Source organism: Actinoallomurus sp. NPDC052308 (genome assembly GCF_040679195.1).
Taxonomy (GTDB): domain Bacteria; phylum Actinomycetota; class Actinomycetes; order Streptosporangiales; family Streptosporangiaceae; genus Actinoallomurus; species Actinoallomurus liliacearum.
Map to the genome: position 1 here is coordinate 39321 of NZ_JBFAUM010000034.1, position 21741 is coordinate 61061.

At 73.4% G+C, this 21741-nt stretch carries 20 protein-coding genes; 16 read left to right on the forward strand and 4 right to left on the reverse strand.

The window, feature by feature from the left end; genetic code table 11:
• Positions 1–65 precede the first annotated feature (65 nt).
• Complete coding sequence (locus AB0L00_RS40570; RefSeq protein WP_364442984.1) at positions 66–530, forward strand: hypothetical protein; 465 nt, start codon at positions 66–68, stop codon at positions 528–530.
• A gap of 49 nt (positions 531–579) precedes the next feature.
• On the opposite strand, the gene AB0L00_RS40575 is transcribed toward AB0L00_RS40570, so the two are convergent.
• On the reverse strand, positions 580–1791 hold the full coding sequence (locus AB0L00_RS40575) for an MFS transporter (protein WP_364442986.1): 1212 nt from the start codon (positions 1789–1791) through the stop codon (positions 580–582).
• A gap of 353 nt (positions 1792–2144) precedes the next feature.
• Here AB0L00_RS40575 and aroC point away from each other — a divergent pair, with 353 nt between their 5' ends.
• The 11 genes from aroC (at position 2145) to AB0L00_RS40630 (ending at position 11612) form a co-directional block, all read left to right on the forward strand.
• Positions 2145–3323: a chorismate synthase gene (aroC, locus tag AB0L00_RS40580; RefSeq protein ID WP_364442988.1), complete on the forward strand. Its 1179-nt coding sequence runs from the start codon at positions 2145–2147 to the stop codon at positions 3321–3323.
• Positions 3320–3820, forward strand: coding sequence for a shikimate kinase (locus tag AB0L00_RS40585; protein ID WP_364442990.1), 501 nt, complete (start codon positions 3320–3322; stop codon positions 3818–3820). Before aroC ends, AB0L00_RS40585 begins: the two co-directional genes overlap by 4 nt.
• Positions 3817–4884, forward strand: coding sequence for a 3-dehydroquinate synthase (gene aroB / locus AB0L00_RS40590; protein ID WP_364407036.1), 1068 nt, complete (start codon positions 3817–3819; stop codon positions 4882–4884). The genes AB0L00_RS40585 and aroB overlap by 4 nt, the downstream gene beginning before the upstream one ends.
• A gap of 29 nt (positions 4885–4913) precedes the next feature.
• On the forward strand, positions 4914–5360 hold the full coding sequence (gene aroQ, locus AB0L00_RS40595) for a type II 3-dehydroquinate dehydratase (RefSeq protein ID WP_364442992.1): 447 nt from the start codon (positions 4914–4916) through the stop codon (positions 5358–5360).
• 90 nt (positions 5361–5450) lie between these two features.
• Complete coding sequence (locus tag AB0L00_RS40600; RefSeq protein ID WP_364407031.1) at positions 5451–6497, forward strand: LLM class F420-dependent oxidoreductase; 1047 nt, start codon at positions 5451–5453, stop codon at positions 6495–6497.
• Between the two features lie 208 nt (positions 6498–6705).
• Positions 6706–7773 carry a Xaa-Pro peptidase family protein gene (locus tag AB0L00_RS40605; RefSeq protein ID WP_364442993.1) on the forward strand — a complete coding sequence of 356 codons (1068 nt, stop codon included), beginning with the start codon at positions 6706–6708 and terminating at the stop codon, positions 7771–7773.
• Between the two features lie 36 nt (positions 7774–7809).
• Entirely contained in the window at positions 7810–8367 is a 558-nt protein-coding gene (gene efp, locus AB0L00_RS40610) for an elongation factor P (RefSeq protein ID WP_345358399.1), read from the forward strand.
• A gap of 3 nt (positions 8368–8370) precedes the next feature.
• Complete coding sequence (gene nusB, locus AB0L00_RS40615; RefSeq protein ID WP_345358402.1) at positions 8371–8787, forward strand: transcription antitermination factor NusB; 417 nt, start codon at positions 8371–8373, stop codon at positions 8785–8787.
• A gap of 195 nt (positions 8788–8982) precedes the next feature.
• The gene (locus tag AB0L00_RS40620; RefSeq protein ID WP_364407024.1) at positions 8983–9735 is read left to right on the forward strand and encodes a methyltransferase domain-containing protein; all 753 of its coding nucleotides are present in this window, start codon (positions 8983–8985) and stop codon (positions 9733–9735) included.
• A gap of 29 nt (positions 9736–9764) precedes the next feature.
• Positions 9765–11036, forward strand: coding sequence for a DNA polymerase IV (locus AB0L00_RS40625; protein WP_364442994.1), 1272 nt, complete (start codon positions 9765–9767; stop codon positions 11034–11036).
• Positions 11037–11219: 183 nt separating this feature from the next.
• Entirely contained in the window at positions 11220–11612 is a 393-nt protein-coding gene (locus tag AB0L00_RS40630; protein ID WP_364443015.1) for a DUF3040 domain-containing protein, read from the forward strand.
• 120 nt (positions 11613–11732) lie between these two features.
• Here AB0L00_RS40630 and AB0L00_RS40635 read toward each other — a convergent pair whose 3' ends face one another.
• Genes AB0L00_RS40635 through AB0L00_RS40645 form a run of 3 tightly spaced genes read right to left on the reverse strand, consistent with a single transcriptional unit; the run spans position 11733 to position 16277 of the window.
• The gene (locus AB0L00_RS40635; protein WP_364442995.1) at positions 11733–14120 is read right to left on the reverse strand and encodes a DUF3488 and transglutaminase-like domain-containing protein; all 2388 of its coding nucleotides are present in this window, start codon (positions 14118–14120) and stop codon (positions 11733–11735) included.
• On the reverse strand, positions 14117–15349 hold the full coding sequence (locus AB0L00_RS40640; RefSeq protein WP_364442997.1) for a DUF58 domain-containing protein: 1233 nt from the start codon (positions 15347–15349) through the stop codon (positions 14117–14119). Before AB0L00_RS40640 ends, AB0L00_RS40635 begins: the two co-directional genes overlap by 4 nt.
• A gap of 1 nt (position 15350) precedes the next feature.
• A complete protein-coding gene (locus AB0L00_RS40645; RefSeq protein WP_364443016.1) occupies positions 15351–16277 on the reverse strand; it encodes a MoxR family ATPase in 927 nt (308 codons plus the stop codon).
• A 536-nt stretch (positions 16278–16813) separates the two neighbouring features.
• Between AB0L00_RS40645 and mraZ the strand changes: the two genes are divergently transcribed.
• The 4 genes from mraZ to AB0L00_RS40665 all read left to right on the forward strand — a co-directional run bounded on the left by mraZ (position 16814) and on the right by AB0L00_RS40665 (position 21715).
• On the forward strand, positions 16814–17245 hold the full coding sequence (mraZ, locus tag AB0L00_RS40650) for a division/cell wall cluster transcriptional repressor MraZ (RefSeq protein WP_345358417.1): 432 nt from the start codon (positions 16814–16816) through the stop codon (positions 17243–17245).
• Positions 17246–17568: 323 nt separating this feature from the next.
• Positions 17569–18636: a 16S rRNA (cytosine(1402)-N(4))-methyltransferase RsmH gene (gene rsmH / locus AB0L00_RS40655; RefSeq protein ID WP_364442998.1), complete on the forward strand. Its 1068-nt coding sequence runs from the start codon at positions 17569–17571 to the stop codon at positions 18634–18636.
• Positions 18633–19679 (forward strand): hypothetical protein, encoded by a 1047-nt coding sequence (locus tag AB0L00_RS40660; protein ID WP_364442999.1) that lies wholly within the window; start codon positions 18633–18635, stop codon positions 19677–19679. The genes rsmH and AB0L00_RS40660 overlap by 4 nt, the downstream gene beginning before the upstream one ends.
• Complete coding sequence (locus tag AB0L00_RS40665; protein WP_364443000.1) at positions 19676–21715, forward strand: penicillin-binding protein 2; 2040 nt, start codon at positions 19676–19678, stop codon at positions 21713–21715. Before AB0L00_RS40660 ends, AB0L00_RS40665 begins: the two co-directional genes overlap by 4 nt.
• The last annotated feature ends 26 nt before the right edge of the window (positions 21716–21741 follow it).

The following is a 21741-nucleotide window of genomic DNA, read 5'->3' on the forward strand; positions in this document are numbered from 1 at the left end:
ACCCCCGTGCGCGTGCCGCGCGCTTACCCGCCTTATATCGGGCTGGATCGGATGAGGGGCGACAATTGACTTCTCGCAGGTGGATCGCCGTGCTGACCGCCGGTTCGGCCGGGGTGCTGACGGTCGCGATCTCGTGGCCGCCGGAACCGGCGGCCGCCCTCCCCGGCGGGCGGGCGCACCGGGGAGGCGTTCCGCGTGTCCAGCCGTCGCCGAGCGCGAGCAGCACGCCGAACGACGGGATCAACGTCACCATCGGTCCGGAGGACGACGACCGCGACCGGAACCGCAGGTTCCGTCGCCGGCCGTTCCGGACCCGCCGCCATCTGGAGTTCACCGGCGCGATCGGCTGGCCCGAGCTCGCGATGGGCTGCTGGTTCGACCCCGACTTCGAGGGCGCGGACGAGGACGGCCGCCGCGTCGTGTGCATCGATTTCGCCGTCCGGCCGCCCGGCAACGCGCCCACCCGGGTCCGCGGCCGCCGCTTCTTCTTCATCCACCACCGCCGATTCCACGACCACCGCTCCAACTGACCCGTCAGGCGCGCGGCCGACGCGAAGCGGCGACGGCCCGGGGCGGCCGTCAGGAGGACGCGGGGACGGGACGGCGGTCCCGGCCGGGGCGGCGGCCCCGCACGGTCGCGTGAACGGTGAGCCCGAGCCCGGCGAGGACGGGGAGGACCCCGGCCCAGGGAAGGTGCGCCAGCGCCAGGCCGCCGGCGAGCGCTCGCCCGCCGAGCCAGGACCCGGACGCGATCCCGAGGTTGACCGCCGAGGCGCCGACCGCGGTGATCAGCGTGGGCGCCGACGGCGCGGCGGCGAATGCCCGCTCCTGCAGCAGCGGGATGAGCGTCCCCATGAGGACTCCGAGGACGAGGACGCCGGCCACGGCGCCCGGCCGGGTCCCGTCGATCAGCGCGAAGACCCCGAGGACGGCCGCCAGGGCGGCGAGCGCCGCGCACAGGCCCGCCCACGGGGACCGATCGGTCAGCCGTCCGCCGAGGACGTTCCCGAGGAGACCCGCGCCGCCCAGCACGGCCAGCAGCACGCTGACCACCGCCGGACTGAAGCCGCTCACCCGGCCCAGCAGCGGAGTGATGTAGGTGTAGACCGCGAACACCCCGGCCTGGGACAAGACCATGATCCCGATGACCGTCAGGACCCGCAGGTCCCAAAGCGCTCCGAGCTCGGAGCGGGACGGACCGGCCGTCTCGTCGGCCGGCACGGAGGTGACCGCGGCGACCGCGAGGAGCGTGAGCGCCCCGATCGCCGCGATCGCCCAGAAGGTTGCCCGCCAGCCTTGGGTCTGCCCGATCCAGGTCCCCAGCGGCGCGCCGAGGACGGCCGCGAGGTTCCAGCCGGCCGAGACGACGGCGATCGCCAGGCCCCGGCGCCCCTCCGGCGCCATGCCGACGGCCAGCACCATCGTCACGGCGAACGACGTGCTGTGCGTGAGCGCGACGATCACCCGTGCCGCCAGGAGCAGCCCGAACCCGGAGGTCAGCGCGCCGCACACGTTGGCCGCCACGAAGACGGCGAGCAGTGCGAGCAGCAGCGGCCGGCGGGGGATCCGGAGGGTGAGCGCCGTCACGACCGGCCCGCCGACGGTCACCACGAGGGCGTACCAGGACACCAGCGAACCGGCGGTCGGCAGCGGCACCCGGAGGTCGGCCGCGAGGTCCGGCAGCAGGCCCACCATCACGTACTCCGCCGTGCCGACGACGAACACGCAGCAGGTCAGCACGGCCAGTGCGGCCCGGTCGCCCCACGAGAACGACGGCTTGGTCGAGGACATGAGCCGCACGCTAGAGCTTCACACCGATGTGAGGGTCAACCCGTCTCGCGCCGCTCTCCGACAGGAAACGCTCATCGCGTATCGTGATGGATCTTTGACTCAGCGAGTTCGACAGGGGTGGCCATGCGACCGAAGGGACCGGCAGCCGACCGCGGATCCGCCGCGCGCTCATACGAGCTTCCCGACGCAAGCGTCGGCGGGAACGGTCTGCGGCCCGAAGCGGCTCACGCGTCGTGGGCCGACATTCGGGCGCTCGCGTACGGGTGGCCGGATCCGACCGGTCTCGAGGCGGGCTCGTCTCAGGCTGCGGACACTTGGGCGTAGCCTTCCGTGAGGATGAAAGGATTCACTTCATGCTGCGCTGGCTGACCGCGGGGGAGTCTCATGGCCCGGCCCTCGTCGCGATCATGGAAGGGCTGCCCGCCGGAGTGCGCGTGACCTCGGACGACATCGCCGAGGCGCTGCGTCGTCGCCGGCTCGGGCATGGGCGGGGCGCCCGCATGAAGTTCGAGCAGGACAAGGTGACGGTCGTCGGCGGGATACGGCACGGCCGTACGCAGGGCGGTCCGGTGGCGATCGAGGTCGCCAACACCGAGTGGCCGAAGTGGGAGACGGTCATGTCGGCCGATCCCGTCGACCCGGACGAACTGGCCGCCCAGGCCCGCAACGCTCCGCTGTCCCGGCCCCGGCCCGGCCACGCCGACCTGGCGGGCATGCAGAAGTACGGCTTCGACGACGCCCGGCCGATCCTCGAGCGGGCGAGCGCCCGCGAGACGGCCGCGCGGGTCGCGATCGGCGAGGTGGCCAAAGCGTTCCTGGCCCAGGTCGCGGACGCCCGGATCGTCAGCCACGTCGTGGCGCTGGGCGAGGTCCGCACGCCGGACGGCGTGGTGCCCGGCCCGGACGACCTCGAGCGGATCGACGCGGACCCGGTGCGCTGCGCCGACCCGGAGACGAGCGCCGCGATGGTCGCCCACATCGACGAGCTCCGCAAGGCCGGTGACACGCTCGGCGGCGTCGTGGAGGTCGTCGCCTACGGCCTGCCGCCCGGCCTCGGCAGTCACGTGCACTGGGACCGGCGGCTCGACGCCCGCCTCGCCGGTGCCCTGATGGGCATTCAGGCGATCAAAGGCGTGGAGGTCGGCGACGGGTTCACGACCGCGCGCCGCCCGGGTTCCCTGGCGCACGACGAGATCGAGAAGACGCCGGAGGGGATCCGGCGGCGCACCTCCCGCGCCGGGGGCATCGAGGGCGGCATGACGACCGGCGACCCGGTCCGGGTGCGGGCCGCGATGAAGCCGATCTCGACCGTGCCGCGCGCGCTGGACACGGTCGACGTGACGACCGGCGAGCCGGCCAAGGCGATCAACCAGCGCAGCGACGTGACCGCGGTCCCCGCCGCGGGGGTCGTCGCGGAGGCCATGGTGGCGCTGGTGCTGGCCGAGGCCGTGGTCGAGAAGTTCGGCGGCGACTCCGTCGAGGAGACCGCACGTAATCTGCAGGGCTACCTCTCAACTCTGGTGATCAAGTGAATTCCAAGGTCGTCGTCATCGGTCCGCCCGGCTCCGGCAAGACCACCGTGGGCCTGCTCGTCGCCGAGCGCCTCGGCGTCCCGTTCCGCGACACCGACCACGACGTCGAGGCCACGGCCGGCAAGCCGATCGGGGAGATCTTCGTCGACGACGGTGAGGAGCGCTTCCGCGCCCTCGAGCGCGCGGCCGTGCGTGAGGCCCTCGAGACCCATGACGGCGTCATCGCCCTCGGCGGCGGCGCCATCCTGGACCCGGCCACCCAGGAGGACCTCGCCGGGCACCGGGTCGTCTACCTTGAGGTGGGCCTGTCGGACGCGGTCAAGCGGGTCGGGCTGGCATCGGCGCGGCCGCTGCTCGTGCTCAACCCGCGCAGCCAGTTCCGCAAGCTGATGGAGGAGCGCCGGCCCATCTACGAGCGCCTCGCCGCGCTCCGGGTGGCCACGGACGGCAGGGAGCCGGCCGAGATCGCCGAAGAGATCGTCAAGGGACTGTCGTGACCCACGTCCACGTCGGAGGCGACGCGCCGTACGAGGTCGTGATCGGTACCGGGGTGCTCGGCGGGCTTCCGGCGCTGGTCGGCGAGGCCAGGACGGTGGCCGTCGTGCACGCCGAGGGCCTGCCGGAGATCGCCCGGCCGGTGTGCGGGGCGCTCGCCGAGGCCGGCTACGACGTCCACGCCCTGCCCGTCCCCGACGGCGAGGCCGGCAAGGACGTCGCCGTGCTGGCCCGGCTCTGGTCCGATTTCGCCCGGCTCGGCATGACCCGCACCGACGTGGTGGTCGGTGTCGGCGGCGGCGCGACCACCGACCTGGCCGGGTTCGCCGCCGCGACCTGGCTCCGGGGCGTCAAGGCCGTGCTGCTGCCCACGACGCTGCTGGCCATGGTGGACGCCGCGGTCGGCGGCAAGACCGCGATCGACATCCCCGAGGGCAAGAACCTCGTCGGCGCCTTCCACCCGCCCGCCGGAGTCCTGTGCGATCTGACGACGCTCGTCACGATGCCGCGCGCGGACTACGTCGCCGGGCTGGCCGAGGTGATCAAGGCCGGGTTCATCGCCGACCCGAGGATCCTGGAGCTGGTCGAGGACGACCCGGAGGCCGCGGGCCGGCCGGACGGGCCGCACACCCTGGAGCTCATCGAGCGGGCCATCGCCGTCAAGGCGCGGGTCGTGTCGGAGGACCTGAAGGAGAGCGGCCTGCGCGAGATCCTGAACTACGGCCACACGCTGGGCCACGCGATCGAGAAGGTCGAGGCGTACCGCTTCCGGCATGGCGACGCGGTCGCGATCGGCATGGTGTACGCCGCCGAGCTGGCCCGTCTGGCGGGCCGCCTCGGCGACGCGGACGTCGACCGGCACCGGGAGATCCTCACCGGTGTCGGCCTGCCCACCTCGTACTCGCCCGACGTGTGGCCGTCGCTGCGCGACGCGATGCGCGTCGACAAGAAGGCGCGCGGCGCGCGGCTGCGCTTCGTGGTCCTCGACGGCATCGCCGAGCCGGGCCGCCTGGAGGACCCGGACGAAGACCTGCTCGTACGGGCCTACGAGCGGGTGACCCGATGAGCGGCGGCGCGCGAGAGGACGGGCGGTCGATGAGTGAGGTCTTCGTCCTGAACGGGCCGAACCTCGGCAGGCTGGGCAGCCGCGAACCCGACGTGTACGGCGCCGCGGACTTCGACGCCCTGACGGCGCTGTGCCGGGACACCGCCCGGCGGCTGGGCCTGCACGCCGAGGTGCGCCAGACCGACGACGAGGCCGAGCTGATCTCCTGGCTGCACGAGGCCGCCGACGGCAGGATCCCGGTCGTGCTCAACCCGGCCGCGTTCACGCACTACTCGTACGCGGTGCGGGACGCCATCGCCCAGCGCACCGCCCCGCTGATCGAGGTGCACCTGTCCAACCCGGCGGCTCGCGAGGAGTTCCGCCACAACTCGGTCGTCGCGGGGGTGGCCACCGGAACGGTCGCCGGCTTCGGCTTCCTGTCGTACGTGCTGGCGCTGCAGGCGGTCGCCGAGCTCCTCGCGGAGAGCGAGGACTGACACCCGGGGTGCCGCCGACCGCCTTCGTACGGTAAGACTGAATCAGATTCGGTTACTCGGCGGTTCAGGTCAGGATTGGGGTGCGGCGACATGCGCATCGGGATGTCCCTCAACTACGCGGGCGGTTTCACGGAGACCGTCGACGAACTGGCGGACTATGAGAAGGCCGGCCTCGACATCGTGTTCGTGCCGGAGGCGTACAGCTTCGACGCGGTGAGCCAGATGGGGTTCATCGCGGCGCGGACGGAGCGCCTGCAGATCGCCTCGGGCATCCTCCAGCTCTACTCGCGGACCCCGACGCTCACCGCGATGACGGCGGCCGGTCTGGACTACGTCTCCGGCGGGCGGTTCGTGCTCGGCCTCGGCGCGTCGGGCCCGCAGGTCATCGAGGGCTGGCACGGCGTCCCGTACACCGCGCCGATCGGGCGGACCCGGGAGATCATCGAGATCTGCCGCATGGTGTGGCGCCGCGAACGCGTCGTCTACGACGGCAAGTACTACAAGCTCCCCCTTCCCGCCGAGGAGGGCACCGGCCTCGGCAAGCCGCTCAAGCTCATCAACCACCCGGTCCGCGAGCGCATCCCGATCTTCATCGCGTCCCTCGGCCCGAAGAACGTCGAGATGACCGCCGAGCTCGCCGAGGGCTGGGAGCCGATCTTCTACGTCCCGGAGAAGGCCGGTGACGTCTGGGGCGACGCGCTCGCCCGCGGCAAGGCCAAGCGCGACCCCTCGCTCGGCGAACTGGACATCGTCGCGCAGGCGTTCCTGGCGATCGGCGACGACGTCGAGGGCCTGCTCGACCTCGGCCGGCCGATGGCGGCGCTGTACATCGGCGGCATGGGCGCCAAGGGCCGCAACTTCTACAACGACCTGGCCCGGCGCTACGGCTACGAGAAGGAGGCCGAGGAGATCCAGGACCTCTACCTCGCGGGCAAGAAGGACGAGGCCGCCGCCAAGGTCCCGTACGAACTGCTGCAGAAGACCTCCCTGATCGGCTCGGAGGGCTTCGTCCGCGACCGCCTCGCGGCGCTGAAGGAGTCCGGCGTCACGACGCTCAACGTCGCGCCGATGGCCGGTGACCACGCGTCCCGCGTCAAGCTGATCGAACGGGTGCGCGAGCTGGCCGCGTCCGTCTGACGGCACAGGCGGGCGTGGGCGTCTGACGGCGCGTGCGGGCGTAGGCGTCTGATGGCGCGTGCGGGCGTAGGCGTCTGATGGCGCGTGCGGGCGTTGGCGTCTGATGGCGCGGGCGGGCGTAGGCGCCTGAGGGCGCGGACGTGGCGTGTCCGGGCGCGCGCGGGGCTCGGCGGCGTCGTGTGGCGGCGCCGAGCGTAGAGTGCGGGGCATGCCGGAGATCCACGAGGCCCGCCGCGCGCGGCTGGCCGAGCTCGTCGCCGCCCGTGACGCGGAGGCGGCCCTCATCACCCGCCTGGTCAACGTGCGCTACCTGACCGGGCTGGCCAGTTCCAACGCCGCGCTGCTCGTACGCGCCGACGGGACCGCCGTGCTGGCGACCGACGGCCGGTACGCCGGCACGGCCGCCCGGGTCTGCCCGGAGCTGGAGTGCGTCGTCGACCGGGCCACCGCGGGGGCGCTGACCGCGCGGGCGGCGGGCCGGCTGGCGTTCGAGGCGCACGCCGTCACGGTGGAGGCGCACGATGAGCTGGCCGCCGAGCCGGGCGCGCCGGAGCTGGTCCCCCTCGGCCACGCCGTGGAAGAGCTGCGGATGGTCAAGGACGAGGAGGAGATCGCCCTGCTCAGAGAGGCCTGCGCCATCACCGACCAGGCCTTCGACGCGGTGCTGCCGACGATCCGGCCCGGCGTCACCGAACGCGCGATCGCGATCGCGCTCGACCGGGCCATGATCGACCTCGGCGCCGAGCAGCCGGCGTTCGCGACGATCGTCGCGAGCGGCCCGAACGGCGCCATCCCGCACCACGTCCCCTCCGGCCGCGCGATCGAGCACGGCGACCTGGTCACCATGGACTTCGGCGCCCTCCAGGGCGGTTACCACGCCGACATGACCCGCACGATCGCGGTCGGCGCGGCCGGCGCCTGGGAGCGTGAGATCTACGCGCTCGTCGCCGCGGCCCAGGCCGCGGGCCTCGCGGCGGCGCGCCCGGACGCGGTGACCAAGGAGGTCGACGCCGCGGCCCGGGGTGTGATCGAGGCGGCGGGACACGGCGACGAATTCCCGCACGGGCTCGGCCACGGCGTCGGCCTCGAGATCCACGAGGCACCGCTCATGGGGTATGACAAGACCGGTAAACTGACGGATCGAGTTCCCATCACCGTCGAGCCCGGCGTCTACGTCGCCGGTCGCGGCGGAGTCCGCATCGAGGACACGCTCGTGGTCCGTGCGGACGGTCCGGAGCTGCTCACCAAGACCACCAAGGACCTGCTCGTCAGCTAGACGCGGCAGACCGCCGAAGCGGGAGAACGACACACAGTGGCGACGACGAACGACCTGAAGAACGGCATGACGCTGAACCTCGACGGCCAGCTGTGGACCGTTCAGGAGTTCCAGCACGTCAAGCCTGGTAAGGGCGGCGCGTTCGTCCGCACCAAGCTCAAGAACGTCCTGTCCGGCAAGGTCGTCGACAAGACCTTCAACGCCGGCACCAAGGTCGACGTGGCCAACGTCGACAAGCGCGAGATGCAGTACCTCTACCGCGAGGGCGAGGACTTCGTCTTCATGGACACCGAGACCTACGACCAGCCCCACATCCCGGCCTCGACGGTCGGCGACGCGGCGGACTACCTCCTGCCGGAGCAGAACGCCGTGATCGCCTTCAACGAGGGCACGCCGCTCTACATCGAGCTGCCCGCCGCCGTGGTGCTCGAGGTGACCGAGACCGAGCCCGGCCTGCAGGGCGACCGCTCCACCGGCGGCACCAAGCCCGCGACGGTCGAGACCGGTGCGACGATCAACGTCCCGCTGTTCATCACGACCGGCGAGAAGATCAAGGTCGACACCCGCTCGGGCGACTACCTGGGTCGTGCCTGATCCGTGGCGGCACGGAGCAAGGCGCGCAGACGCGCCCTCGAGATCCTCTACGAGGCCGAGGTCCGCGGTGAGTCGCCGGTCGAGGTCCTCGACCGGCGTACCCGGCAGTCGGAGCACCGGCTCGCCGAGCAGGACTTCGTCGAGCGACTCGTCGAGGGAGTCGCCGCGCACCGCGAGCGCCTCGACGAGCTGATCGCGACGTACGCCGTCGGCTGGACGCTCGACCGGATGCCCATCGTCGACCGCAACATCCTGCGTCTCGGCGGATACGAGCTGCTGTGGAGCGAGGACGTGCCCGACGGGGTCGCCGTCAGCGAGGCGGTGGCCCTCGCGACCGACCTGTCCACCGACGAGTCGCCCCGGTTCGTCAACGGCCTGCTGTCGCGGCTGCTGGAGCTGAAACCGTCCCTGTCCCTCTAGACGGGGCCACGCGGGACCGGCCGGCACCGGGAGGTGCCGGCCGGATGTCTCCCCGCCCGAAGCCGGGGGGCGAACGGGTCCGTGCGTATCCGCGCGCCCGCGCCCATCCCCCTGACCGCGCCCGCCGACCGAGGACGCTCAGCCGGTGGACAGGCCCTAGGGTGGGGAGAACACCGAGCCGGGAGGGGGCAAGCCGTGACCGATCGTCCGCGATCGCGGTCGACGCGCACCGCCGTCGTGTGGGAGATCCTGCGCGACGTCCTCGACGAGACCGCCAAGGAGTCGGGCCGTGACCGGCTCGACGTCGTCGACGCGGGCGGTGGCACCGGCGGGCTGGCCGTGCCGCTCGCCGAGCTCGGGCACCGGGTGACGGTGGTCGACGCCAGCCCGGACGCCCTCGCCGGCCTCGAGCGGCGCGCGGCCGAGGCCGGCGTCACGGTCCGCGCCGCGCAGGGCGACGCCGACGGCCTGCCCGACGTCGTCGGCCCCGACAGCGCGGACCTCGTCATCTGCCACAGCGTGCTGGAGTACGTCGACGACCCGGCCACGGCGCTGGCCGCCGTCGCCCGCACCGTCCGGCCCGGCGGAGCGGTCAGCGTGCTGGCCGCCAACCAGGTCGCCGCGGTGCTCCACCGGGCGCTCGCCGGGCACTTCGAGGACGCCCGCCGCGTGCTGTCCAGCGCCCAGGGCCGCTGGGGGGACCGCGACCCGGTGCCGCGCCGGTTCACCTCCGGGATGCTGGCCGAGCTGATCGAGGCGGCGGGCCTGCGGGCGGGGCCGGTGCACGGCGTCCGGGTGTTCGCCGACCTGGTGCCCAGCGGCATCATCGACGGTGAGCGCGGGGCCGCCGACGAGCTCGTCGCCCTCGAGCGGGCCGTCTCCATGCACCCCGTCCTGAAGGACGTCGCCACCCAGCTCCACGCCCTGGCCTACCGGCGCCGGTCATAGGACCATGAACGGCGACCAGTGAGCGACCGATGAGCAGGAAACAGCAGCTGCACCGGCCCGGGCCACAGCCCGGCCCGCCGGGGGACGACACCGGCTGCACGGTCCTGCACGTGGACATGGACGCCTTCTTCGTGAGCGTCGAGCTGCTGGAGCACCCGGAGCTGCGCGGCCGTCCTGTCGTGGTCGGCGGGGCGGGGCCGCGCGGCGTCGTGTCCGCCGCGTCGTACGAGGCGCGGGCCTTCGGGGTGCACTCGGCGATGCCGATGAGCCGGGCCCGGCGGCTCTGCCCGCAGGCGGTCGTGCTCCCGCCCCGCCACGACAGGTACGCCGCCGCGTCGGCGGGCGTCATGGAGATCTTCCGGTCGATCACGCCGCTGGTGGAGCCGCTCGCGCTCGACGAGGCGTTCCTCGATGTGGCGGGGGCGCGGCGCCGGCTCGGCCGGCCCGCGGAGATCGGCCGGATGATCCGGGAGCAGGTCCACGAGCAGCAGGGCATCACCTGCTCGGTCGGGGTCGCGAGCACGAAGTTCGTGGCCAAGCTCGCGTCGACCAGGTGCAAACCGGACGGTCTCCTGGTCGTGCCCGCGGACGGGGTGGTCGACTTCCTGCATCCGCTGCCGGTCGCGGCCCTGTGGGGGGTGGGAGAGCGCACCGAGGAGTCCCTCCTGCGCCTGGGCCTGCGCACGGTCGGCGACCTCGCGCGGACGCCGGTCGACACCCTGCGGCGCGAGGTCGGTGAGGCGGTCGGCCGCCACCTGCACGACCTGGCCTGGGGACGGGACCCGCGGCCGGTGACGGCGAGCGTGCCGGACAAGAGCATCGGCGCGGAGGAGACCTTCGACCACGACATCGCCGATCCGGAGGCGATCCGGCGCGAGCTGCTGCGGCTGTCCGACCGGGTGGGCGCGCGGCTGCGGGGGAGCGGCCAGTCGGGCCGCACCGTGGCGGTCAAGCTCCGCCGGCCGGACTTCACCACCCTGACCCGCGCCCGTACGCTCGCGGACGCGACGGACGTGGCCCGGGAGATCTACGCGACCGCGTGCGCGCTGTACGAGGCGTCCGGGCTGCAGGGGGTCCCGCTGCGGCTGGTGGGCGTGCGGGTCGAGAATCTGGTGCCGGCCGGCACGACCCCCCGGCAGCTGGCCCTGGGCGAGCCGGAGGTCGGCTGGCGCCAGGCGGAGGCGGCCATGGACCTGGCGGCCCGTCGGTTCGGCGCGGGCGCCGTACGCCCCGCCGCCCTGGTCCGCGCGGACCGCGAGCGTGATGCTCGCCACGGTCGAGAGGCCGAAAATGAGGTATGAGGCGGATGTGATCAGTGTGACCACGGCGAGTGATCAGGGGTGATGACTTGACGATCCTCCTGTCCACAGTCGAACGTTTTCTTTCCCCCGGTCGTCAGGGCTCGTATTCTGGGCATATCACCGATAGCCATGTCCCCGTCCGGCGTGGGATTCCCCTTCGTGGGGCTGTCTTTGGGAGGCGCCGTGCCGCTCTCTGACCACGAGCAGCGCATGCTCGACCAGATCGAGCGCGCGCTGTACGCCGAGGATCCGAAGTTCGCTTCGGCGGTCCGCTCGACCGATCCGCAGGTGCATTACAGGCGCAGGATCTGGAAGGCCGCGATCGGCTCCGCGCTGGGCCTGTTCGTGGTGTTGGCAGGCGTGATCGTGAACACCATGCCGATCAGCATCGTGATCAGCGTGGCGGGGTTCCTGCTCATGGTCACCTGCTGCGCGTGGGGGCTGGCCGGCTGGAAGCGGATGAACGGAGTGGCCGATCCGGCGCCGCGCAGGCGGGGCAGGCGGCCGAAGGCGGCCAGCGGCGGGTTCATGGAGCGCCTCGAGGAGCGCTGGCGCCGCCGCCACGGAGAGCTTTAGCGTCCGAAGACCCACGCCACCGCCCGGCAGGCCGCCGGGCGGTGACGCGCTTCCCGGCCTCCTCCGGCCGCCGGGTGGACGCGCCGGCGGGTGGACGCGCCGGTGGGCTTCGCTCGGCGTTCAGCCGGCGGAGCGGCGTCGCCGGCGCAGGGCGAGGAGGTCGATCCGGTCGAACGCGTCGAGCGTCCGGCCGCCCACGCCGCGCAGGAACGCCGCCGAGGAAGGCGGCAGTACCCGGGCCCGCCACCGGCCGCGCCGGCCCGCCGCGGCGGCGAAGGCGGCCCGTACCGAGAACGCGTCACCGCGCAGCCCCGTGCCGGGACCGGGCTCCGGCGCGTACCTGGCGAGCTCCTCGGCCCGTACGAGCCGGGCCAGCGCCTCGGCGGCCGGCTCGTCCAGCGGCCGCGCCTCGATGAGCCGCCGGGCCGCGGCGCGCGGGCTGTCGCCGGCCCGCCACGGGAGGCCGAAGTCCGCCGCGGCGACCCGTAGTTCGTCCCAGGCCGCATGCGCCACGTCGGCCTCGGTGGCGCCGCGGGCCCAGCGGCGGACTCGGGCCAGGCGGTGCAGTGCCGCGGGCAGCGCGGCGAGCAGGACGACGGCCAGCAGCGTCAGCAGCGGGCCGACCGGCAGGCCGTCGCGGTGCGCCGGGGCGAGCGGACCGGCCGAACCGCTCCGGTCCATCGGGTCGGCGCGGCGGTGCGGGACCGACCCGGAGCCGGTGGCCGAGCGGCCGCCCGACGTCTCTCCCCCCGAGGGGAGCCGGCCCGTCGAACCCGCGGTCGGCGCGCCGGGGAGCAGTTGCGGGCTCGTGTACTCCGGCACGGTCGCGCTGCCCTGGCCCGTCCCGCCGGCCGGGGTCGGCTCGAACCGTAGCCAGCCGATTCCGGAGAAGTAGAGCTCGGGCCAGGCGTGCGTGTCCTTGGTCCGGACCGCCCAGCTGCCGTCCGCCCGCCGCTCACCGGCCGTGTAGCCCATGGCGACGCGCGCGGGGATGCCGACGATCCGGGCCAGCAGCGCCATCGACGCCGCGAACTGCTCGCAGTACCCGGTCTTGCTGACGAACAGGAAGTCGCGGAGCGCCCCGACATTGCGCGGAGAGGGCGCGTCGAGGCTGTAGGTGAAGTTGCCGGGCTTCGTGAACCACTGCTGCAGCTTGACGGCCCGTTCGTACGGCGTCGACGCCGTCGTGGTCAGCCTGCGCGCCAGGGCGGCGACGTCGGCCGGGACCGTCGCCGGCACGGGCAGGTACCGCGACACGACCTCGGCGGGGAGCGGCGCGACGGCCTCGAGCTGCTGGTACGTGGGCGTGGGACGGACGCTCGACACCGTGTAGGCCCGGCCGCCCGCCGACTCGTGCGGCGAGAAGATCATCAGCGTGGGGGCGTCGACCCGCCAGTCGCCCTTGATCGACACCTTGGTCGGCGGGTAGGGGGTCGGCAGGACGGTCATCCCGCGCACGTGCGAGTCGACGTAGATCCTGGTGGTCACGGGATGGAGGAGGGAAGCGTCCAGCTCCAGGCCCGGCGCCGAGGGCAGGGTCTTGCCGTCGACGCGCGCGTTCTTGTCCCCGTGGATGGCGGAGTACGTCCATCCGTCGCCGTCGAACCGGTCCAGCGAGTACATCCGCAGGTACTCGGGGGAGGAGCCGTCGTCGGACGTGCGGTAGGTGAGGACGACGGCGTCGTCCGCGCGTACGAGCTGCCGTTTCAGGCTGACCAGCGGATCCGGGGTCGTCACCGTGGTGAGCCCGGTGCCGCCGCTGCCGCCGGCCTCGGGCAGCCAGTGCGGATCGATGTCGGGCACCGCGAGGGGGACCACGACCGCCAGGGCGACGGCGGTCAGCCCGATCCGCCGCCCCGTCACGGCCAGCGGATTCGAGTCGGGGCGGTCGTCCCGGGACGCCTCGCCCGACCAGTACCGCGTGAACACCGGACGGCCCCAGCCGGAGAGGCGGTCACGGGCGTCGGCCACGAGGAGCGCGAGATATCCGGCCGCGCCCGGCAGGAAGAGCAGCCAGCCGGCGCTCTCCTGCCGGAACCGCGACGGGAGGGCGTACATCGCCAGCAGGGGCAGGCCGGCCGGGGCGGCGCGGCGCAGACGCACGGCGAGCAGGTCGACCAGGATCGCGATCAGCCCGATGCCGCCGGTGCTCAGCAGCTCCACCCCCGGCAGCATCGGCACGGGCGGGGCGTAGCGGAACGAGTCCTGCCAGCCGTCGCGGGCCAGGTCCGCCAGGTAGGACACCGACCCGGGGGTCGGGACCACGCCGAGCAGCGCGTCACCGGACGCGAACAGCACGTTGAGGTAGCACAGCAGCGCGATCGCGGCGATCAGCAGACAGGCCGGGACGGGCAGGCGGAAGCGCCGGGTCAGCAGGCCCGCCCCGCCCACGGTGAGCACCGCGCCCAGCCCGCTGCCGAACCACCCGGCCGTCTTGAACAGCGGGTACAGCGCGACCGAGGCGAGCAGCGTGGCCGCGCAGGCCGCGATCGTCAGACGTATCCTCATCGCGCCTCCGTCCGGTCCGGCCCTCCGCGCCGTTCCCCGCCGTCGGGCCAGGCCGTCCGCAGCGCGGCGGCCGAGGCCACGGGGAGGACCCGCCACCCCGCCGCGCGCAGGATCCGGGTGACCTCCGGGTCCGCGCTCTCCTCCCCGATGATCACCGCGACGCGGGCGGCGGTCCCGTGCCCGGCCCCGGTGACCTCCCGGGCGTCCTCGGGGGTGAGCCGCCCGAACACTCCGACGATCAGGCCGTCGCCTTTGTTCGCCGTCTCGCGGACGGCCGCCAGGCCCGGCCGCAGCGACCGGCCCCGCGACGTGCGGACGACGGCGAGGAGATCGAGGAGCGCCCCCTCGAACGTCGCGGACGGGGCGAGCGCCACGCCCTCATCCGTGACGTACCGCAGGCCGAGTCCCTCCCGGCCGAGCCGCAGCCCGATCGAGGCCGCCGCGGACACCGCGTGCTCGAACGACGCGCCCGGACCGTCCCCCCAGTGCGCCGTCCTCCGCGTGTCCAGGAAGAGGGTGCCGCTCGTCTGCCACTGCTGTTCCTCGCGGCGCACCATCAGCTCGCCGCGGCGCGCCGTCGACCGCCAGTGCACCCGCCGCAGGTCGTCGCCGTGCCGGTACTCGCGCGGCGTCACGTCGTCCTCCCCGGCGCCGGCCACCATGCGGGCCCGGCTCTCACCGCCGCCCGTCCACGAGCCGGTCGGCCGGCCCGCCGGGAGGGGCACGATCGCCGGGGTGACCGTGATGACGTCGGCGGCCGTGAACGACCGCGCGAGCTCCACCAGCCCGAACGGGTCCGCCAGGCGCACGGTCAGCGGCCCGACGCGGTACTGGCCGCGGACGTCCGCCCGTACCCGGTAGGCCATCTCCCGGGCGCCGCCCGGCTCGATCCGGTCGATGACGAACCGCGGGCGACCGCCCAGCGTGTACGGCACCTGGTCCTCGACGAGGAGGATCCCGGTGGGCAGCCGCGAGACGTTCTCCAGCAGGACGTTCACCTGCGCCTCACCACCGGCGGGGAAGCGGGTGGGGCTCACCCGGCGCGAGCAGGTCAGCCGGTAGCGGGTCCGCGAGACCACCAGCACGGACAGCAGCGGCAGGGCCAGGATGAGCAGGCCGGCGCGGAGGAGGTCCCGCTCGCCCAGGACGAACGAGCACACGATCGCGGTGGCCCCCGCCGCGATGAACGACCGGCCCCGCGTGGTCAGCGCGTGGAGCGTCCCCGCCATGTCAGCGCCGGTGATCGGGGACCGGAACGCGTTCGATCAGTTCGGCGACGACCTGCTCGGGCGACCGGCGCTGGACCTGTGCCTCGGCCGTCGGCAGGAGCCGGTGCGCGAGCACCGGGACGGCGAGACGCTGTAGATCGTCGGGGAGGACGTACTCCCGGTCGTCCAGGGCCGCGTAGGCGCGGGCGGCCCGGACGAGCTGGAGGGTCGCCCGCGGTGAGGCACCGAGGCGCAGCTCCGGATGGTCCCGGGTGGCGGTGACGAGGGCGATGGCGTACCCGCGCAGCGCGGGCGCGACGTGCACCTCGCGGACGACCTCGATCATCGCCCGTACGTCGCCGTCCTGGGCGACGGGCTGCAGCCGGTCCAGCGGGGAGGGACCGCCGTGCACGTCGAGCATCTCCAGCTCCGCGGCCGGCTCCGGGTAGCCCATCGCGATCCGGGCGGTGAACCGGTCACGCTGTGCCTCCGGGAGCGGATAGGTCCCCTCCATCTCGACCGGGTTCTGCGTCGCGATCACCATGAACGGGGCGTCCAGCGGATACGTGTGGCCGTCGACGGTGACCTGGCGCTCCTCCATGCACTCCAGCAGCGCGGACTGCGTCTTCGGCGACGCCCGGTTGATCTCGTCGCCCACCACGATGTTCGCGAACACCGGACCCGGCTTGAACTCGAACTCCCGGCGCTCCTGGTTGTAGGCGCTGACCCCGGTGATGTCGCTCGGCAGCAGGTCGGGGGTGAACTGCACCCGCCGCACCGAGCAGTCGATCGACTTGGCGAGCGCCTTGGCGAGCATCGTCTTGCCGACGCCGGGGACGTCCTCGATGAGGAGGTGACCCTCGGCGAGCAGGACGGTCAGCGCGAGGCGTACGACGTCGGGCTTGCCCTCGATGACGGACTCGATGGCTCCGAGGATCTTGCTCGAGATCTGGGCCAGCCCGTCCAGTCCCCGGCCGATGTCGCCGTGCGTGCTTACTGACACTTACCCCTCCTCGGGCCACCCGGACGGCGGGTGCCGCATCGCCCGGCCGCCGTGGATGGACGCTCCCACCCGATATGTCGTACTGACAGTACGTCGTCGGGCCCTGCCGCGGCGATGGCTGCGGCCCGACGCGCGGCGACGTCCCGGTCGCGGCGCGAGGCGCCCTCGCGGCGACCTCCCGGCCCGGTCGGCGCGGTCCGCGGCCGGACGGCGACGGGTCGTGACCCCGGCGGTCCTCCACTTTCCCCCACCCGCCCCTCCCGGCCCTCCGGCCGGGGCCATCCGGCGACCCTGACCGACGCGCCGGGCGGCTCTGACGGGGTGTGTGGCGCCCCCCGAAGGCGCCCTCTTCTGACCTGGCCGTACGCGTGGCGAGATGCCGTGTGACCGGTGTTTTGGTCGTTGACCGTGGGGGAGAGTGGAGTACAGTGGGGCGCCGTGGGGGAGGGCAATCGACCCCGCGAAGCGGGAGGTGGGGGCCGATGTTCCTCGGCACTCACTCACCGCGCCTGGACGACAAGGGACGACTGTTCCTGCCGGCGAAGTACCGCGAGGAGCTGTCAGGGGGATTGGTGATCACGAAGGGCCAGGAACGCTGCCTCTACGTCTTCCCTGAGGCCGAGTTCCAGCGCATCACCGAGGCGCTTCGCACCGCACCGGTCACCGCCAAGGCAGTGCGGGACTACAGCCGGGTCTTCTTCGCCAGCGCCTCGGACGAGGTCCCCGACAAGCAGGGCCGGATCACCATTCCGCAGGCGCTGCGGCGCTACGCGGGCCTGACCCGCGACTGCGCCGTCATCGGTGCCAACACGCGCTTGGAGATCTGGGACGCGACCGCCTGGGAGACCTACCTGGCCGACCAGGAGCAGCAGTTCTCCGACCTTTCGGAGGAGGTGCTGCCCGGGATTCTTTGACGCACCATCGCCGGTGATCGGATCCGTTCGGCGAGGTCTCCACCCGCTCCCAGCTGGCGCACCTTCCCCGGTGCCAGATGGCCGTTGCACATCTTCCTCACGGAGCAGCGGATGGGGACCTGGCCGGACGAAATCCCGATCGGGGGCCGGCGTAAAGCCATTGAGCGGTGAGCCGCCGAGCAGGAGGGGTGGCGTCTTCCACGGGGCAGACGGCCACACCGGCCGCCTTTATCGTTCCTGAACGATTCTTCCTCAGGGGCGACGGGCGTCAGCGAGCGCGGTCTCAGCGCTGTCCGCGAGCAGTGGCGTCCTGAGGGGGTTTCATGCACGGCGACGACGAGCGCGAGGAGGGGCCGCGCGCGCAGGGCCATGTTCCGGTCATGCTGGACCGGATACTGGCGCTGCTCGCCCCGGCCTTGACGGCGCCCTCCGATGAGGACGCGATCTACGTCGACGCCACCCTGGGCCTCGCCGGGCACGCCACCGCCGTCCTCGCCGCTTACCCGCGGGCGCGCCTCATCGGGCTCGACCGCGACACGACCGCGCTCGAGCGGTCCCGGCGCCGCCTGGAGCCGTACGCCGGCCGGTTCACGCTCGTGCACGCCGTCTACGACGAGATCCCGCAGGTCCTGGCCGACCTGGGCGTTCCCCGGATCCACGCGATCCTCTTCGACCTGGGCGTCTCGTCCCCGCAGCTCGACGAGGCCGAGCGCGGCTTCGCCTACTCCTACGACGCACCGCTCGACATGCGGATGGACCGCACCCAGCGGCTCACCGCCGAAGAGGTGGTCAACACCTATTCGGTCGCCGACCTGACGCGCATCCTGCGCGACTACGGCGAGGAGCGGTTCGCGCGGCGCGTCGCCGAGGCGATCGTCCGTGAGCGGGGGCGCGCCCCGCTCACGTCGACGGCTCGCCTCGTCGACGTCGTCCGCGGTGCCATCCCCGCCGCCTCGCGCCGCACGGGCGGCCATCCGGGCAAGCGCACCTTCCAGGCGCTGCGCATGGAGGTGAACGGCGAGCTGGCCGCCCTCGAGCGCGCGGTGCCCGCCGCCCTCGACGCCCTGGCAGTCGGCGGGCGCATCGCCGTCCTGTCCTACCACTCGCTGGAGGACCGGATCGTCAAGCGGGCGCTGGCCGCGCGCACCACCGACACCACCCCACCCGACCTGCCGGTTCCGCTGCCCGAGCTGCAGCCCCGGTTCCGCCTCCTCACCCGGGGGGCGGAGCAACCGGCCGACGAGGAGACCACGACCAACCCCCGAGCCGCCTCGGCACGCCTGCGCGCCGCCGAGCGGATCCGGGAGGAGCGACGTCCGCGAGGCATCGGCGGGATGCCCCTCGGTGAGCAGCCGCCGAGCGGGCGGAGTGGAGCAGGAGGCATCGCATGACCATCACGACTCCGCCGCCGGAGACCCGGCGTCGCCGTCGGCGCGGGGACGCGCCCATCAGGGCGGGCGATGCCGGGAAGGCCACCGCGAAGAAGGACACGCCCGCGACCGGTCGGGGAGCCGCCGCGGCCGAGAAGCCGGCCAAGCCGACGTCGCGGGACCGGACGACCGCGAAGCCGGCGCCGCGCGACAGGGCCGAAACGGCGTCGCGGGGCAAGGCGGCCAAGGCGCCGCGCGGCAGGACCGGCGGGAGGTCCCAGGCCAAGGACCGGACCGAGGCCGCGCCCGCCGGCACGCGGACGCGCGCCGCGACGGGCGGGAAGACCACCGGCGGGTCGGCGGGCACCGCGGCGAAGACCGCGAGCAGGTCGGCGGGCACCACGGCGGCGAAGACCGCCGGCGCGCGGACGGCGGCCAAGAGGCCGGCGACCCGGACCGAGCGGACGGGCGCGACGCCGACCAGGACGCCGGCGACCGGGACCGCGACGCGGACGCGCACCGCGCCGACCCGGACCGGGACCGCGACGCGGGCACCCCGGCGGCCCGCGCCGCCGCGCGCCCGCGCGCCCTTCGTCCTGCTCGTCGTCGGGCTGCTCGGCGGCGCGCTCGTCAGCCTCCTGCTGCTCAACACCGTCCTCGCCCAGGACGCCTTCACGCTCAGCGAGCTGCAGCGCGACAACCGGCAACTGGCCGAGCGCAAGCAGGCGCTGCAGGCCGACATCGCCCGGGAGAACGACCCGGCGGTGCTGCACCAGAAGGCCCGCAGCCTCGGCATGGTCGACCCGCGGGGCGCCGCCTTCATCGACGCGCACACGGGCCGGGTGACCGAGGTCGGCGCCCCGCCGCAGGGCGTGTCCGACGAGGCCGTGGCCGCCGCCGCGGCCGGGGCCGTCACGGGCGCGCCCGGCGTGCTCGTGCCACCGGCGGGCGACCCGGCGCCGCGCCAGAACGCGCAGGACAAGAACCGGCGGACCATCCAGACCACGCAGAACAAGCAGAACACTCAGAAGGCCGCTCCGCGGCAGGGAGGCGGCACGCGGTGACCTCCCGGCGTGGTCGCGGGCCGGCCGCCCCCTCCCCGCCCGGAGGCCCGCGCCGCACGAGCGGTCCCGGGCAGGCCGGCCGCGGCCAGAGCACCCGTGGCCAGACCGGCCGGGGCCAGGCCGGCCGGGGCCAGAGCGGTCGCGGTCAGGGCTCCGCCGGGCGTTCGGGCGTCCGAGGGGCCGGCGGCGCCGAGCGAGCCGCCCGGCGCGATCGGGACGTCCGCCCGCCCACCGCGCCGCGGCGACGGCCACGGGCGCTGCTGCGGCGTCGCATCGTCCGGCGCGACCCGATCAAACGCCTGAACGTCGGCCTGCTGCTGGTGGCGTTCGTGCTGTCGCTGTTCGCCGGGCGCCTCGTCCAGCTCCAGGGCCTGGAGTCCAAGGGGTACGCCGAGGCGGCGGTCCGCCAGCGGCTCAACCGGATTCCCCTGCCCGCGGTCCGCGGCGCGATCACGTTCGCGCAGGGCCAGCCCCTCGCCATGACCGTCGATGCCCGGGTGATCTACGCCGACCCCTCGCTGATCCAGCAGTACGAGCAGAAGAACCACACCAACATCCGGAACAAGATCGCGACTACGCTCGCGTCGATGTTCGGGCTCGACCCGGCGACGCTGCTGAACAAGCTGACCCCCCGGTCGAAGATGGACCGCTACCGGGAGCTGATCCACCACGTGGAGCCGGACCGCGCCCGCATGGTGACCGCGATGAACTTCACCGGCATCGGCACGCAGCAGGAGTACCGCCGGATCTACCCCGGCGGCTCCCTGGCCGCGAACGTCGTGGGCTTCGTCAACGCCGCGGGCGACGGGGCCGCGGGCCTGGAGTCCAGCACGAACAAGCTGCTCAAGGGCCGCAGCGGCTGGCAGAAGGTCGAGGTCAGCGAGAAGGGCCAGCGGATCCCCATGGGGGAGGACCAGCAGCTCAAGCCGATCCCCGGCAAGGGGCTGCGGCTGACCCTCGACCAGGACATCCAGTGGAAGGCGCAGGACGCGATCGCCAAGCAGGTCAAGGCGACCAAGGCGCAGAGCGGCAGCGTCATCGTCATGGATCCCCGCTCGGGTCAGATCCTGGCGATGGCGACGGCGCCGACCTTCGACCCGGCGAACTACGGCAAGTACCCCGAGAGCGACTGGGGCAACCGGGTGGTCCAGGACGACTTCGAACCCGGCAGCACCAGCAAGGTGGTCACCGCCGCTGCGGCGCTGGAGGCCGGTCACGTCACGCCGGACACGGTGTTCGACGTGCCGGACCACATCACGAAGTTCGACCGGACGTTCCACGACTCCGAGACGCACCCGACGGAGCCCCTGACCTTCGGGGGCGTGCTGGCCAAGTCGAGCAACGTCGGCACCATCATGGCCAGCGACCGGCTGACGAACGCGCAGCTCTACCAGTACATGCGGGCCTTCGGGTACGGCCAGGAGACCGGCGTCGGCCTGCCGGGGGAGGACGCCGGCTCGCTCAAGCCGCCGAACCAGTGGTGGGGCACCGACCGCTACCCCCTCGCGTTCGGCCAGTCGGTCTCGGTCAACGCGCTGCAGGTCGCCAGCGTCTACGCCACGATCGCCAATCATGGGGTCCGCGTGGCCCCCAGCCTGATCGCCGGCACCACCGACGACCACGGCAACCTCACCCCGGCGGCCAAACCGGCCCAGCGCCGCGTGATCAGCAGCACCACGGCCGCCGAGCTCACCAAGATGCTCGAAGGGGTCATCTCCAAGGAGGGCACCGCGCCCGCCGCGCAGATCCCCGGCTACCGCGTCGCGGGCAAGACCGGCACCGCGCAGCGCGTCAATCTCAAGACCGGGAACTACGGGGGCGGGGGCTACACCGCGACGTTCGTCGGCTTCGCGCCCGCCGAGAATCCCCAGCTCGTCGTCGAGGTCGTGCTGCAGAAGCCGCAGAACGGCTACTACGGTGGTGAGGTGGCGGCCCCGGTCTTCAAGGACGTGATGAGCTTCGCGCTGCAGAGCCGGCGCGTCCCGCCGAGCGCGGGCCGGTCACAGAAGATCCGTATCTCCCCAGACCAGCGGTGACCGGCGGTACCCTCTCCGCCGTGTCC